General features: G+C 74.2%; 15 protein-coding genes. 6 read left to right on the top strand and 9 right to left on the bottom strand.

Annotated features, from left to right (window positions below; genetic code table 11):
* Nucleotides 1-49 precede the first annotated feature (49 nt).
* On the bottom strand, nucleotides 50-1,249 hold the full coding sequence (locus ACIQWX_RS38140; RefSeq protein WP_400881797.1) for an FAD-dependent monooxygenase: 1,200 nt from the start codon (nucleotides 1,247-1,249) through the stop codon (nucleotides 50-52).
* A gap of 332 nt (nucleotides 1,250-1,581) precedes the next feature.
* Between ACIQWX_RS38140 and ACIQWX_RS38135 the strand changes: the two genes are divergently transcribed.
* The 5 genes from ACIQWX_RS38135 (at nucleotide 1,582) to ACIQWX_RS38115 (ending at nucleotide 7,947) form a co-directional block, all read left to right on the top strand.
* Nucleotides 1,582-2,154 (top strand): VOC family protein, encoded by a 573-nt coding sequence (locus tag ACIQWX_RS38135; protein WP_400881795.1) that lies wholly within the window; start codon nucleotides 1,582-1,584, stop codon nucleotides 2,152-2,154.
* Between the two features lie 35 nt (nucleotides 2,155-2,189).
* Complete coding sequence (locus tag ACIQWX_RS38130; RefSeq protein WP_400881793.1) at nucleotides 2,190-2,651, top strand: hypothetical protein; 462 nt, start codon at nucleotides 2,190-2,192, stop codon at nucleotides 2,649-2,651.
* Between the two features lie 70 nt (nucleotides 2,652-2,721).
* Nucleotides 2,722-5,484 carry an AAA family ATPase gene (locus tag ACIQWX_RS38125; protein ID WP_400881791.1) on the top strand — a complete coding sequence of 921 codons (2,763 nt, stop codon included), beginning with the start codon at nucleotides 2,722-2,724 and terminating at the stop codon, nucleotides 5,482-5,484.
* A gap of 88 nt (nucleotides 5,485-5,572) precedes the next feature.
* Nucleotides 5,573-6,670, top strand: a complete 1,098-nt coding sequence (locus tag ACIQWX_RS38120; RefSeq protein WP_400881789.1) for a ferredoxin reductase — start codon at nucleotides 5,573-5,575, stop codon at nucleotides 6,668-6,670.
* Nucleotides 6,671-6,687: 17 nt separating this feature from the next.
* Nucleotides 6,688-7,947, top strand: coding sequence for a fatty acid desaturase family protein (locus ACIQWX_RS38115; RefSeq protein WP_400881787.1), 1,260 nt, complete (start codon nucleotides 6,688-6,690; stop codon nucleotides 7,945-7,947).
* Between the two features lie 2 nt (nucleotides 7,948-7,949).
* On the opposite strand, the gene ACIQWX_RS38110 is transcribed toward ACIQWX_RS38115, so the two are convergent.
* The 8 genes from ACIQWX_RS38110 to ACIQWX_RS38075 form a co-directional block, all read right to left on the bottom strand.
* A complete protein-coding gene (locus ACIQWX_RS38110) occupies nucleotides 7,950-8,342 on the bottom strand; it encodes an ATP-binding protein (protein ID WP_400881785.1) in 393 nt (130 codons plus the stop codon).
* 383 nt (nucleotides 8,343-8,725) lie between these two features.
* The gene (locus tag ACIQWX_RS38105; protein WP_400881783.1) at nucleotides 8,726-8,848 is read right to left on the bottom strand and encodes a hypothetical protein; all 123 of its coding nucleotides are present in this window, start codon (nucleotides 8,846-8,848) and stop codon (nucleotides 8,726-8,728) included.
* A gap of 109 nt (nucleotides 8,849-8,957) precedes the next feature.
* Complete coding sequence (locus ACIQWX_RS38100) at nucleotides 8,958-10,400, bottom strand: helix-turn-helix domain-containing protein (protein WP_400881781.1); 1,443 nt, start codon at nucleotides 10,398-10,400, stop codon at nucleotides 8,958-8,960.
* Nucleotides 10,401-10,440: 40 nt separating this feature from the next.
* Nucleotides 10,441-10,677 (bottom strand): hypothetical protein, encoded by a 237-nt coding sequence (locus ACIQWX_RS38095; RefSeq protein WP_400881779.1) that lies wholly within the window; start codon nucleotides 10,675-10,677, stop codon nucleotides 10,441-10,443.
* A 41-nt stretch (nucleotides 10,678-10,718) separates the two neighbouring features.
* The gene (locus ACIQWX_RS38090; protein ID WP_400881777.1) at nucleotides 10,719-11,081 is read right to left on the bottom strand and encodes a nuclear transport factor 2 family protein; all 363 of its coding nucleotides are present in this window, start codon (nucleotides 11,079-11,081) and stop codon (nucleotides 10,719-10,721) included.
* Nucleotides 11,078-11,521, bottom strand: a complete 444-nt coding sequence (locus tag ACIQWX_RS38085) for a cupin domain-containing protein (RefSeq protein ID WP_400881775.1) — start codon at nucleotides 11,519-11,521, stop codon at nucleotides 11,078-11,080. Before ACIQWX_RS38085 ends, ACIQWX_RS38090 begins: the two co-directional genes overlap by 4 nt.
* Entirely contained in the window at nucleotides 11,500-13,008 is a 1,509-nt protein-coding gene (locus ACIQWX_RS38080) for a flavin-containing monooxygenase (protein WP_400881773.1), read from the bottom strand. Before ACIQWX_RS38080 ends, ACIQWX_RS38085 begins: the two co-directional genes overlap by 22 nt.
* Nucleotides 13,009-13,107: 99 nt before the next feature.
* Nucleotides 13,108-13,893: an IclR family transcriptional regulator gene (locus ACIQWX_RS38075; protein WP_400881771.1), complete on the bottom strand. Its 786-nt coding sequence runs from the start codon at nucleotides 13,891-13,893 to the stop codon at nucleotides 13,108-13,110.
* Between the two features lie 41 nt (nucleotides 13,894-13,934).
* Between ACIQWX_RS38075 and ACIQWX_RS38070 the strand changes: the two genes are divergently transcribed.
* Nucleotides 13,935-14,726, top strand: coding sequence for an SDR family oxidoreductase (locus ACIQWX_RS38070; protein WP_400881769.1), 792 nt, complete (start codon nucleotides 13,935-13,937; stop codon nucleotides 14,724-14,726).

The raw sequence follows: 14,726 nt of genomic DNA, 5'->3' as shown, positions 1-14,726 counted from the left end.
GGATCAACCGGGAGACTCAGGGACGAACCGGGACGATGCGGTCGATGCCCTACGAAGTGACCGACGCCCCGGAGTCCGGCACCTCCGCGTAGTCCGGCAGCTCGACGCCGTTGAGCGCGCGCTCGACCAGGGCGGTCAGCGCCTCCATGTCGGGTTCCGGGGCCGGCTCCGCGTCCGGGTCGGGGAGGCCGCGCATTGCCGCGTGCAGGCGGCCGATCTCCTGGTTCGCCTCGACGAACGACCGCATCCGGCGCTCGTACGCGGCGAACGCCGGCGCCGGGTCCCAGCCGGCGGCGGCCAGCTCGCCGGCCAGCAGGTAGGCGCCGACCAGGGCCAGGCCGGTCCCCTGCCCGGACAGCGGCGACGAGCTGAACGCCGCGTCGCCGAGCAGCGCCACCCGGCCGCTCGACCAGCGGTCCAGCACCACCTGGGCGACCTGGTCGAGGTAGAAGTCCGGCGTGTCGTCCAGGTGCTCGAGCAGCCGCGGCGTCAGCCAGCCGAGGCCCGCCACCCGCTCGCGCAGCAGGCGCTTCTGGGCCTCGACGTCCCGGTAGTCGACGTCGAAGTCCGGCGACACGAAGGAGAACATGGCCATCGCGCGGGTGGCGTCCCCGATGGGCCGCAGCATCGCCGAGCGCCCGGGCTCCTGGTGCTCGAGCACGTGGTCGTCGAGCCCGAACTCGTTGGGCACGCTGTAGAAGGCCAGCACGTGCCCGAGGTGGCGGACGTACTCCTCGTGCGGCCCGAAGACCATCGCCCGCAGCGCCGAGTGCAGCCCGTCCGCGCCGACCACCAGGTCGAACCGGCGGCGGTCGCCACTCGCGAGGATGACGTCGACGCCGTCGGCGTCCTGGGTCAGCTCGGCGATCCGGTCGCCGAAGACGTACTCGACGCCGTCGCGGGTGTCGTCGTAGAGCACCCGGGACAGGTCGCCGCGGAGGATTTCGATCTCCGAGATGTAGCCGTCGCCACCGTCGTCCTGCGCGCTGAAGGTCTCCAGCACGGTGCCGTCCGCGGCCACGGTGTGCGCGCCCGCGGTCTCGGTGCGGGCCGCGCGCACGGCCGCGTCCAGGCCCATCCGCCGGATGACCTCCCTGGTCACCCCGCGCGCGTCCACCGCCTGCCCGCCGGGACGCAGCCCGGGCGCCCGTTCCACGACGGTCACCTCGGCGCCCCGCCGCTTTAGCCAGTGGGCCAGCGCGGGCCCCGCGATGCTCGCCCCGGTCACCAGCACCTTGACACCGCTCACTGCTTCCCCCCTGCTCACCGGTCGTCGTCGACGCCCGGATGGTAGCCGGATCCCGGCTCCGAGCCGCGTACCTCGACCCCGGGCCGCGCCCAGAGGTCTTGAATGAGTCATTCAGGACCTCCGAAGACCTGAATGACTCATTCAAGACGTTTGGCGGGACCGCCGATGCGAGGCCGCGACCCGCGCCCGCCGGAACATCCCCGCCCCCGGGCCCTGGCCGCCCGGGGCCCGGGGGTCGACCAGGGTGTCTCCCTGGGGCCACGGGCGCCGGTGAGGACCACTGTGGGTGCCAGAGCGGCGAACCCCGCCGCACACCCCAAGGAGATCCGATCATGGACATGAAGCTCGAGGTCGTGGTCCTGCCCGTCACCGACGTCGACCGGACCAAGCACTTCTACAAGACCCTCGGCTGGCGCGAAGACGCCGACATCGACTTCGGCGCCTCCCGCGTCGTGCAGCTCACCCCGCCGGGGTCGGCGGCCTCGGTCCACTTCGGGACCGGCCTCACCGACGCCGCCCCCGGGTCGGTGCGCGGCACCTACCTCGTCGTCGACGACGTCGAGGCCGCCCGCAAGGAGCTCGCCGGCCACGGCGTCGACGTCAGCGAGGTGTTCCACCGCGACGCGACCGGCGCGTTCGCCCCGGGTGCGCACCCCGACCGCGGCACCTACTCGTCGTTCGCCTCCTTCCACGACCCCGACGGCAACACCTGGCTGCTGCAGGAGATCACCACCCGCTTCCCCGGCCGGGTCGACGGCGTGGCCTACGGCTCCACCGGAAAGCTCGAGCGGGCGCTGCGCGAAGCCGCGGCCGCGCACGGCGAACACGAGAAGGAGACCGGGAAGTACGACGAGAACTGGCCGGAGTGGTACGCCCGGTACATGACCGAGCACCAAGACGCCTGACCCCCCCCCAGCAACACCACCGAGGAGACCGAACGATGTCCACCATCCACCTGAGCCGGCCGACCACCGCCACCCCGGAGCAGTTCCTGGCCGCGCTGACCGACTTCGGCCCGGAGCGCGCGAAGCTCTTCGGCCGCAGCGCGACCGAGTACCTCCAGGTGCACGGCCAAGGCCCCGGCCACGCCGACGTCACCGAAGGGTCGGGCGGGATCTGGGAGCGGCTCAGCTACGACTGGTCCGATCCGGCCCGGATCGTGATGCGGACCACCGACTCCAACACCTGGGGCGGCGCGTCGGGCCACACCTACACCTTCACGCGGCTGCCGGACGGCACGACCCGGGTGGACGCCGTGGTGGTGCGGGAAGGCAAGAACCTCAAGGGCAAGCTGCTCGGCGGCCTGCTCGGGCTGCTCGGCAAGCGGGTCCTCGGCGGGGAGCTGGCGAAGACGGCCAAGGCGGTCGAAGCGCGGTACGCGGGCGCCCACGACGACGCGTGAGGCGCCGGCCCGCTGCGCTAGTGTTCGGTCAGCCGGCGCGGCCGTCGCCGGCCGGCCGTGGGAGGTTCGGATGCCGGGGCGTGGGCCCGCGCTGATCGGCAGGCACGACGAACGCGCCGCCCTCGACCGCCTCCTCGCCGGGGCCCGGTCGGGGCAGGGCCAGGTGCTGGTCCTGCGTGGCGAGGCCGGGATCGGCAAGACCGCACTGCTGGAGTACGCGCACGCCCAGGCCCCGGGGTTCCGGGTCGCGCGCGCCGCCGGGGTCGAAGCCGAGCAGGTGATGGCCTACGCGGGGCTGCACCAGCTGTGTTCGCCGTTCTTCGACCGGCTCGACCGCCTGCCCGGACCCCAGCGCGACGCGCTCGCCACGGCCTTCGGGCTGAGTGCCGGCCCCCGGCCGACCCGGTTCCTGGTCGGGCTGGCGGTGCTGACGCTGCTCGCCGACGTCGCCGAGGACCAGCCGCTGCTCTGCCTGGTCGACGACGCGCAGTGGCTCGACCGGATGTCCGCGCTGGTCCTCGCCTTCGCCGCCCGCCGGCTCCTCGCCGAGCGGATCGCCGTGGTCTTCGCGGTGCGGGAGCCCGGCCGCGAGCCCGACCTGGCCGGTCTGCCGGAGCTGCCGATCGGCGGCCTGGGCGAGGCCGAGTCGGAAGCGCTGCTGGCCTCGGTGCTCACCGGGCCGGTGGACGGCCGCGTCCGCGCCCGGATCGTCGCCGAGACCCACGGCAACCCGCTGGCGCTGCTGGAGCTGCCGCGCGCGTGGACCGCCGACGGGCCGGCCGACGGGTTCGCCCGGCCCGGGACCGCGCCGCTCGCCGGGCGCATCGAGGAGTGCTTCGTCCAGCAGCTGGCGCCGCTGCCCGCCGACACGCGGCGGCTCCTGCTCATCGCCGCCGCCGAACCCCTCGGCGACGCCGCCTTGCTGTGGGCCGCGGCGGGCCGGCTCGGGCTCGGCGCCGACCCGGCGGCCGCGGCCGAGGCGACCGGGCTGATCGAATTCGGCCGCCGGATCCGGTTCCGCCACCCGCTGGTGCGGTCGGCGGTCTACCGGTCGGCGCCGGCCCCGGACCGCCAAGACGTGCACCGGGCGCTGGCGGACGTGACCGACCCGGAGCGCGACCCCGACCGCCGCGCCTGGCACCGCGGGCAGGCGACCGTCTCCCCCGACGAAGACGTGGCAGCCGCCCTCGAACGCTCGGCGGGCCGCGCCCGGGCACGCGGCGGCCTGGTCGCGGCGGCCGCGTTCCTCGAGCAGGCGGCGCTGCTGACCCCCGAACCCGCCCGGCGCGCGCACCGCGAACTCGCGGCGGCCGCGGCCAAGCGCGACGCCGGCGCGCTCGAAGCGGCGCTCGGCCTCCTGGAATCGGTGGCGGCCGGACCACCCGACGCCGGGCGCGAGGCCGAAGCAGAACACCTGCGCGGGCAGATCGCGTTCGACCGCCGGCGCGGTGGCGACGCGGCCCGGCTGCTGCTGCGCGCGGCCGAGCGGCTCTCCCCGCTCGACGCGAACCGGGCGCGCGAGACGTACCTGGAGGCGCTGGCGGCGGCCCTGTGGGCCGGCTCGGACCACGACGAGCTCGCGGCGACGGCCGAGGCCACCCGGGCCGCGCCCCCGGCGCCGGTGCCGCCGCGCGCGGTCGACCTCGTCCTGGACGCGCTGGCCACCCGGCTCACCGACGGCTACCGGGCCGCCGCGCCGCTGCTGTCCCGGGCGGTGGCGGCGGTCCACGCACTCGACGTCGGCAGCGAGGAGACCGGGCGGGTGCTGTGGCTGCTGGGCAACCGGGCCGGCGGCATGGTCGCCACCGAAGCGGCGGACTTCGCGGCGGCGCGGGCGTTCGCCACCCGCCAGGTCCAGCTCGCCCGGGACGCCGGCGCGCTCGTGCAACTGCAGTTCGCGCTCAACTTCCTCGCCGTCACCGAGCTGCTCGCGGGCGAGCTGACCGCGGCGGCGGCCTCGGCCGAGGAGGACCGCGTGATCGCCGGCGCGACCGGCAACGCGCCGGTCGGCTACGGCGCGATGCTGCTCGACGCGTTCCGCGGCCGGGAGGCTCCGGCGGCGGAGCTGTTCGAGGACACCGCGCGGGAAGCGGCGGCCCGCGGCCAGCTGCGGCTGGTTACCCTCGCCGACTACGGACGTGCGGTGCTCTACAACGGCCTCGGCCGCCACGACGCCGCATTGGCCGCCGCCCGCCGGGTGTTCGACCACGACGTGGTGGGGTTCCAGGGCCTCGTCACCGCCGAACTGGCCGAGGCGGCCTCCCGGACCGGGGACGAGGAGCAGCTCCTGGCCGCGGCCGCCCGGTCGGCGGAGCGCGCCTCGGCGGCCAGGACCGCGGAAGCGCTGGGGCTCGACGCCCGCGTGCGCGCGCTGGGCAGCACCGGTCCGGACGCCGACCGCCTCCACCGCGAGTCGATCGCGTGCCTCGACGGGACGCCGCTGCGCGTGGACCTCGCCCGCGGCCACCTGCTCTACGGCGAATGGCTGCGTCGCGAGGGACGCCGCGTGGACGCCCGCACGCACCTGCACACGGCGCACGAGCAGCTGTCCGCGATGGGGCTGGAAGCGTTCGCCGACCGGGCCCGGCGCGAGCTGCAGGCCACCGGGGAGACCGCGCGCAAGCGCACGGTGGAGACCACCGGCGAGCTCACCGCCCAGGAGTTCCAGATCGCCCGGCTCGCCGGCGAAGGCTATTCGAACCCCGAGATCGGCACCCGGCTGTTCCTCAGCCCCCGCACGGTCGAATGGCACCTGCGCAAGATCTTCGCGAAGCTCGGCATCAGCTCCCGCCGCCAGCTCCGCGACGTCGTCCTGGCCGGTGCCGGCACGTAAGCCGCGGGTTCATCCTGCAAGTTGAGTGCACGCCCGTACACTCAATGGGCATGGTCACCTTCGAAGCCCGTCCGCGGGGTGGTGCGTGATGGCCGAAGTGGGGATGCGTCCCCCGGCGTCGCCGCTGCGGCGCCGGGCACTGCGCGCGCTGCGCTGGCTGTTCACGCCCCTGCGGCCGGACGACTACCTCGAACTGATCAACCCGCTGTGGTCGACCCGCGAGCTGCGCGGGCGCGTCGAGCGGGTCGAGCCCGAACGCGGCGGGGCGGCCACCGTGCTGATCCGGCCGGGCTACGACTGGGTCGGGCACCGGCCCGGGCAGTACGTGCGCCTCGGCGTGGTCATCGACGGCGTCCACCACTGGCGCGCGTACTCGCTGACGTCGAGCCCGGACCGCGCGGACGGGCTCATCTCGGTCACGCCCAAGAAGGTCGACGGCGGGGTCGTCTCGCCGTACCTGGTCGAGCGGGCCCGGCCCGGCGAGCTCGTCCGGCTCGGCGAGGTCGAGGGCTCGTTCACGCTGCCGGAGACCCTCGACCGCGGCCTGCTGTTCATCACGGCCGGCAGCGGCGTCACGCCGGTGATGAGCATGCTGCGGCACCTGGCGCCGGGTCCCGGGCTGCGCGACGTCGTGCACGTCCATTCGGCGCGGGAGACCGGCGGCGTCATCTTCGGTGACGAGCTGGCCGAACTGGAGGCGCGGCACGAGGGGTTCCGGCTGGAACTGCGCATCACCGGCCGGGACGGCCGGTTCACCCCGGCCCAGCTGGACGAGCTGTGCCCGGACTGGCCGGAGCGGGAGACCTACGCCTGCGGTCCGGGGGAACTCCTCGACGCGTTGCAGGCGCACTGGAAGCACCACGGCGACGTCGACCGGCTGCACCACGAACGGTTCCAGCCCATCGTCGGCGGCGAAGGCGCCGACGGGTCCGGCGGGACGGTGCACTTCGCCCACCGCAACCTCGACGCGGAGTGCCCGCCGGGCACGCCGATCCTCGTCGCCGGCGAGGAAGCGGGCGTCGACATGCCCTTCGGCTGCCGGGTCGGGGTGTGCCACACGTGCGTGCTGCCGATCCGGGACGGCCGGATCCGCGACCTGCGCACCAACGTCGTCACCGAAATGCACAACGAGATCGTGCGCACCTGCGTGCACGGCGCCGAAGGCCGGGTCACGGTCGAACTCTGAAGCGCGGAAAGGAAACCATGACACCGACGCACCCGTTCGCCCACCTGAGCGAGGACCGGCTCGCCGAGCTCGCCCGCGAGTTCGACGCCATCCACGACGACGTGCGCGCCGACCTCGGCGAGCGCGACCGCCGGTACATCAAGGGCGTGATCCGGCTGCACCGGCAGATCGCGGTGGCCGGCCGGGCCCTGCTGCTCGGCTCCCGGTCCAAGGCGGCCTGGGCGGCGGGCACCGGCTGCCTGGCGGTCGCGAAGATCCTGGAGAACATGGAGATCGGGCACAACGTCCTGCACGGCCAGTGGGACTGGATGAACGACCCGTACATCCATTCGTCCACATGGGACTGGGACACGGCCTCGACCGCGGCGGCGTGGAAGCACTCGCACAACTACATCCACCACACGTACACGAACATCCGCGGCAAGGACAAGGATCTCGGCTACGAGATCATGCGCATCGACCCGCACCAGAAGTGGCACCCCGCGTACCTGGCGCAGCCGTTGTACAACCTGCTGCTGATGGCCTTCTTCGAGTGGGGGGTCGCGGTCCACGACCTGGACGTCGAGGCGATCCGCGCCGGCGAGAAGCCGCTGAAGGACGTGTGGCACGACATCAAGGGCATCTCGGGCAAGGCCCGCGACCAGGTCCTCAAGGACTACGTCGGCTGGCCGCTGGTGAGCGCCCTCGCCGCGACCGCCGTCGGACGGCTCGTGCGCCCCGAACCCCGGTCACGCCGGCGGGTCCTGGCCGACCGCGTCCGCGGCAAGCGGTTCACGGGCGCGGTCCGGGCCCAGCTCGCGGCCGTCCGCGAGGAGGGCGGCGGCACGTTCGCGGCGACGTTCTGGGCGGACTTCACCGCCAACATCATCCGCAACCTGTGGGCGCACTCGATCATCTTCTGCGGCCACTTCCCGGACCAGACCTACACGTTCAGCCAGGACGAGGTCCGCGACGAGACCCGCGGCGGCTGGTACGTCCGCCAGCTCGTCGGCGCGGCGAACATCACCGGTTCGCCGCTGTTCCACCTCATGAGCGGCAACCTCGGCTACCAGGTGGAGCACCACCTGTTCCCGGACATGCCCAGCAGCCGCTACGCCGAGATCGCCCCGCGGGTCAAGGACATCTGCCGTCGCTACGGCCTGCCGTACAACGCGGGGCCGCTGTCCCGCCAGCTCGGCACGGTGCACCGGACGATCCTGCGGCTGGCGTTCCCGGGCGGGAAGCCACGTCCGAAGCCCGGCCCCTACCGTGGCGAAGAACTGGGCCGCGCGGCCTGAGTTCAGACGGGCAGCGCGATCTCGGCCCAGACGGTCTTGCCGGTGCTGCGCTGCCACTGCCCCCAGGTGACGCTCACGGCGGCGACGGCCCGCAGTCCGCCGCCGCCGGAGCGGCGCACGCAGGCCGTGTCCAGGCAGCCGTCGTCGACTTCGACGCCCAGCCACCCGGGCCGCCGCAGCAACCGGACCTGCCGCGGCGGCTCGCCGTGGCGCAGGGCGTTGGTGGCCAGCTCTTCGACGACCCAGACGGCGACGCGCCGCCGGTCGTCGGGTAGGTCGGCCAGGAGGCGCTCGGCCCAGGCGCGGACGGTCGCCACTTCGCTCAGGTCGTCGGCCAGTTCCAGCGCGACGACCTGGAGCTGCTCGTCCGACCGGGGAAGCTGGTGCGTCGTCATCGGCGGTCGCCTTTCGTCACTGGCCACGGCAGGTGGTCCGTCGCAGGGGTACTACCCAGCCGGCAGCCGTCACGAACATGCGCCGCCACGGGCGCGCCCGGGAGTTCACCCGGTCGGGGCGCCTCGGAGGAAGGTGATGGGCCGACTGGCCTCCGCGCGCTGTTGGGAGTCGACTCGGTTTGGCCGCGCAGCCGGGTCGCGGTGAGCTCAGCCGGCTCGTGCAGGGGCGCCGGCGCGGACCGCCGCCGGGTGGGTGCCGTGCCTGCGGCCTCCGCGGTCAGCGCCGCGCTGCTCGCCGCTTCAAGCCCGGCCGCCCACCCGGCGTCGGTGCTCCCCCTGGCCGAGAACCCGGTCGCCGCGCAACCAGGTCGACCTCGGCGAGCTCAGACGGCTCGGCGGGACCGCCCGGCGTCGTCGTCGCGGACCGCCGCCGGACGAGTGCCGTCCCCCGCGGCCTCCGCGATCAGCGCCGCGCCGATCGAGGCGCGCCTTCTCCCGTTCCGCATGACTTCCCCCTCCGCTCGTCCGCGCCGACCGTAGCCAGCCGCCGGTCGAAGTGGCGAGTCACAGACTGCACAGTGAGCCGCCGCGCCGGTTTCCGGGTGACCAGTCGGTTCAAAGCTCGCCGAGGGCGCTCATGGCCAGCCACAGCTCGTGTTTGGCGCTGGGCGCGTGCAGCAGGGAACGGCCGAGCACCCGTTCGATCCTGGTCAGCCGCTTGCGCGCGGCCGGTGCGGAGATGCCGAGGGCCGACGCGGTGGCGGGCAGCCGGGTGTCGGCGCGCAGCCAGGCCCGGACCGTCTCGACGGCGCCCGGGTCGAGGGAAAGCAGCTGGGACCGGGCCCAGACGACGGCGCCCGGGGTGGCCAGCAGGTCGGGCAGGGTGCCCGCCGGGGCCGTGGTGGCGTGGCCGGCGGTGTGCAGGCGCAGGGCCAGCCACGCGGCCGACTGGTCGGCGACCCGGGTCAGGTCCAGGCCGAGCAGGTCGTCGAGCAGGCGCAGGCGCGCGGACAGCGTGTTGCGGTGGACCTTGAGGTGGTGGCGGGCGCCGCTGTCGAAGGTGAGCCAGGAGTTCAACGTGGCCAGCAGCTCCTCGGCGCCGGGGTCGGCCCGCCGCGCCGGGACGTGGGTCAGGCACGGCGTCAGGAACCCGTCCGCCCAGGCGGCCCCGCGGCCGCCGAGGAACGGGGTGAGGTCGGTGCGTCGGTCGAACCGCGCGTACCGGCCGGGCACGCCGCGGGCCACGGCCAGCGCGTGGAACGCCTGCTCGTACCCGAGCGCGGTCTCGCGCAGCGGCACCTCCTGGCTCGCGCCGACGCGCGCTTCCGGCACGCGTTCGGCGATCAGCACGTCCAGCGGCCGGCCTTGCGCCCGCTCCGGCGGGACCAGGGCGATGAGGTGGTGCGGCCGGACGGGACACGGCACGATCCACGCCCGCCCCCGCGCGAACCGTTCGATCCCGTCGGCGATCTCGAGCCGCCGCCCGGCCGGGCACTCGACGACGAACACGCGGGCCGCGTTCGGCAGCCGGGGCCCCAGGGTCGCGGCGATCCGCCGCGCGGCGGCCAGGCTGCCGACCATGAGCAGGTGGAGGACGGCCTCGCGGCTGCGCGTCAGCGCGTCGGCGACCCGGTGGCGGGTCCGTTCGGCTTCCGCCACCCGCCAGCACAGGCCGAGGATGCGGGCGGCGTCGGCGAGCGGGACGCGGTGCCGGCCCTGCGGCCGGTGCGCGACGACCAGGTACGGCACCCGCGCGGTGTCGTCGCCGGTACCGAGGCGGACGACGTCGATGGTGTCCGGCTCACCGCCGAGCACCGCCGAGGGCGTCCCGCGCCGCTGCATTTCGGCCGCCACGGCCGCGGCGGCGGCGAGGACCGCCGGGTCCGGCGCGGCCCGGTTCGCGGGAACCGCAAGGGTTTTCCCGCCGACGTCGAGCAGCGCGGCCGCGCCGCCGGTGCGCGTCGCGAGCCAGTCGAGCAGCGCGCCGACCGCGCCGGGTCCCGTGGAAAGCCGGCTCAGCGCGACGATGTCGTCGGCCCGGTCAGCGGAACCGGTCACCGCCCCACGTTATCCGGAACACCCCTTCACCGGAAGCAGCTCAGCCCACCGCGGGCGCGATGTCCATGTGCACGCGATAATCGACCACCCGCTCCCCCACCAGCCGGACGACCGTGACGCACGGCAGGGCCAGGGGTTTCCCGCCGACATCGAGCAGCGCGGCCGCACCGCCGGTGCGCGTCGCGAGCCAGTCGAGCAGCGCACCGACCGCGCCGGGTCCCGTGGCAAGCCGGCTCAGCGCGACGATGTCGTCGGCCCGGTCAGCGGAACCGGTCACCCGTCTCACGGTATCCGGAACGTCTCTCCACCGGAAGCCGCTCAGCCCACCGCGGGCGTGATGTCCATGTGCACGCGATAATCGACCACCCGCTCCCCCACCAGCCGGATGACCGTGACGCACGGCAGGGCCAGGGGTTTCCCCGCCGGTGACTCCGTTTCGATCGTGAAGCGGCAGAACAGCTGGTCCTCCCCCACGAGCGCGACCTGGTCGACGACGTGGCGGACCCACGGCAGCGCGCCCGCCGCGCCGGCCGTGGCCGCGGTGATCGCGGCGCGGCCGGTCAGCGGCTCGTTGTTCGCGAACACGTACGTGGCGTCCTCGGCGAACCAGGACGCGAACGCCGGAGCGTCCCCGGCGTCGACAGCCGCGCACATCTCGCGCACCATGCGCTCGTGGTTCACTTCTGCAGCGCCAGGCCGTAGCGGGTCATCACTTCCGCCACCAGCTTCATGTCCCGCCCGGGCGGCAGCTCGGACAGCTCCCGGTAGTAGTTCTCCAGCCCCGGCGGGGAAACCACCGCGATGATGCGCGTCTCCTCGTCGAACGGGTTGCGGAACACGTGCGGCACCCCGCGCGGCATCAGCAGCGAATCCCCTTGGCCGAGAACGTGCCGGACACCGTCCAGCTCCACCTCGACACGGCCCTGGACGCACGTGAACAGCTCGTCTTCGCGGCTGTGGATGTGGGTCGGCGGCCCTCCGAGGCCCGGCGGCACCACGTACTCGAACAGCGAGTACGCGCCGTTCGTGTCGGCGCCGGTGAGCCGGGCGTGGATGCCCAGCCCGATCGCGCCGAGGTTCGTTCCGTCGCCGGGGTGGATCACACCGGTCGTGGTGTCCATTCGGGACTCCTTCCTGCAGCGGGGGTCTTTTCCAAGCGTGCCAGCACCTTCGGCGTCAGCGACCGGTACGCCGACGGCGCGACCGGGTTCAGCCAGTGCGTGAAGCGGGTGAAGCGGCCGAGCTGGACGCCGAGGTCGCCGAGCACCTCGTCGACGTTGTGGATGGAGAACGGGATGATCTTCGTGCCGCGGCAGTGGTGCGCCGCCGTCGCGACGTCCAGGAAGGCGAGCTGCGCGACGACGTCTTCGCGCCGCGCCGCCTCGTCCGGCAGGGTCAGCGCGCCGCCGAGGTCGGCCGCGATCCACAGCGCCGCCATCTCGGCGTTGAGCGGGCTGAAGAACGACGAGTTGTAGCCGTTGAAGTACAGCCCCGGCACGCCGATCGGCTGGATCTGCCGGTACAGCAGGAAGTTCCGGCGTTCGTCGAACAGCCGCTCCTGGACGGCCGCGGGCAGGAACGGCACGCCCTGGGTGAACCCGGTGGCGCAGACGACGAGGTCGGCGGGCAGCTCCGTGCCGTCGGCCAGTTCGGCGTGCGGCCGGCCGTGGAAGGCGAACAGCCGCCTGATCACCTGGTCGCGGTGGACGCGGATCGAGCCGTCGGCGACACCTTCGAAGAAGCCTTCGGTGGCCAGGCCGATCGCGTTCTTGACGATGTCCTCCATCCGCCCGCGCGGCACCAGGTCGTGCCGGGCGAGGCCGAACTGCCGCACCGAAACCGATCCGATGGAGTTCAGCATCGCCCGCCGCAGCCGGTTTCCCGGTCCGTGCAAGAACTTCTCGAAGCCGCGCAGCCACCGGTAGCGGAACAGCGCCTCGCCCATCCGCGTCAGCAGCAGCATCTTGAAGTTGAGGAAACCGGCGATCCTGCGCGGCACCTTCCACAGCAGCTGCCGGGCGATGACGTCGGTGCTCGCCGCGACGCCGCTGATCGCGACGGTCACGTCGCAGGCGGACTTGCCGTAGCCGACGACGAGCACGTGTTCGCCGCGCGCGTCCTCGACGTCGTGGAAGTCCGAGCCGGCCAGCAGGCGCCCGCCGGCCGACTCGAACTCCGCGCGGCCGGGGTAGTCCGGGAGCGCGGGTTCGCAGAAGACCCCGTTCGCCACCACGACCCGGTCGAACCCCGCGGCCCCCTGCGCCGCGGTGGTCACCACCCACCGGCCGCCGTCCGGCACCACCGACGTCACCTCGGTGCCGAGCCGCAGGTGCGGCGTGACGCCGTACTCGTCGGCGTAGGCCTCGAGGTACTCCTGGATCTGCGCGCCCGCCGGCCATTCCGGGAAGTCGCGCGGCATCGGGAAGTCCGAAAAGGAGTACTGCGCCTTCGGGCTCTGCGTCGTCAGCCCGGGGTAGCGCCGGGTCCGGCTCCAGACCCCGCCGACGTCCGGGGCCTTGTCGAACACCTCGACGTCGTGGCCGGCCCGCAGCAGCACCTTGGCCGTCGTCAGCCCGGCGAGCCCGGCCCCGATGATCGCGACGCGCATGCCTGCTCCTCCTCGTCGAGGCCTCCGGGCCGACTGCCCGGCTCGGCGTGCGCCACAGCGTTCACCAGGGGACCACCCCGGGCCAATCCGGAGTCCTGGTCACTGGGACGGCAGCTCGGGCCGCGGGACCGCCCACCGCCGGGCGGAGTAGGCACGGCTCGCCGCGGCGGCCGCCATCCGCACTGCAGGCCCGATCCGGTCGGGCTGCACCGCGGCACTCGGCCCGGTGACGGACAGGGCGGCCGTGACGCCGCCGGTGAAGTCGAAGATCGGCGCGGCGACGCAGCTGATGCCGGGGTTGCCCTCTTCGCGGTCGTAGGCCCAGCCCTGCTCGTGGACGACGGCGAGCTCGCGCTCCAGCGCGTCCGCGGTGGTGATCGTGCGCGGGGTGCGCCGGGCGAGCCCCGCCGCCACCACCGCGGCCACCGTTTCGGCGTCCGACCAGGCGAGGATGGCCCGGCCGATGCCCGAGCAGTGCGCCGGGATGAAGCCGCCGACCTGGTCGAGCATCGGCAGCCGGCGGTGCCCGCTGATCTTCTCGACGACCAGGATCCGCGTGCCTTCGAGCACGCCGAGCTGCACGGTCGTCTTGGCCGCGGCGTAGAGGTCCTGCAGGTAGGGCAGCACGGCCTCGCGCAGTTCGTGGCGCACCGGCACCAGGCCGGACAGCTCGAACAGGCGGGTGCCGATCCGGTACTTCTCCCCCGGCTTGTCCAGCCAGCCGAGCTCGATCATCCGGGCCGCGGTGCGGTGCACGGTCGAGCGCGGCAGGCCCGAGCGCTCGACGAGCCGGGCGAGGGTGAGCTCGCGGTGGGTCGCGTCGAACGCGTCGAGCAGCGCGGCGGCCCGTTCGAGCGCGCCGGAGTCCCGGGCAGTGGGACTCATCGTTGGTCGCCGGAGGTCATGGCCCGAATGTAGGACACATCATGGAGAGCAACCAGTCTCACCCGAACCGGCGCCGCGTGGCCCTCGTCGGCGGCGGCGCCGGCGGCATCGGCTCGGCCTGCGCGGCCGCGCTGCACGCGAGCGGTCACCGCGTGGTCCTCGCCGGCCGCACGGAGAGCACCCTCGCCGAGACGGCGCTCGAACTCGGCCCCGGCGCCGACTACGTCGTGTGCGACCTCGCGGACCCGGCCGCGGCGGCGGCTGCCGTCGACCGCGTGCGCGAGCGGCACGGCTCGCTGGACGTCGTCGTGGCCAACGCGGGCGGGCCGGCGCCGGGCGCGGTGTTCGACGTCCCGGCCGAGCAGTGGCACCACGACCTCGACCTGCTGCTCCTCGGCCCGCTGTCGCTGATGCGGGCCGCACTGCCCGCCATGGCCGAGCGCGGGTTCGGCCGCGTCGTCGTGGTCACCTCGACGGCGGTGCGGCAGCCGCAGCCGGGCCTCGCCGCGTCGACCGTGCTGCGGTCGGCGACGACGTCGGCGGCGAAGCTGGCCGCGCTCGAGCACGCCGACCGGGGTGTCACCGTCAACTGCGTCGCGGCCGGTGCGACGCTCACCGCGCGGCGCCTCGAAGTGGTGCGCAGCCGGGCCGGCGCGGCCGGGGTCGACGTCGCCACGGCGATGGCCGAAGACCTCGCCGCCATCCCCGCCGGCCGGGCGGCGGCACCCCGCGAGGTGGCGGCCGCGGTGGCGTTCCTCGCGTCCCCCGAAGCGGGGTACGTCAACGGGACGGTGCTGACGGTCGACGGCGGCCGCACGGAATGCCCAGCCTGA

Source organism: Amycolatopsis sp. NPDC098790 (assembly GCF_044759945.1).
In the GTDB taxonomy this organism is placed as follows: domain Bacteria; phylum Actinomycetota; class Actinomycetes; order Mycobacteriales; family Pseudonocardiaceae; genus Amycolatopsis.
This window is presented reverse-complemented; position numbering and strand designations above follow the sequence as displayed.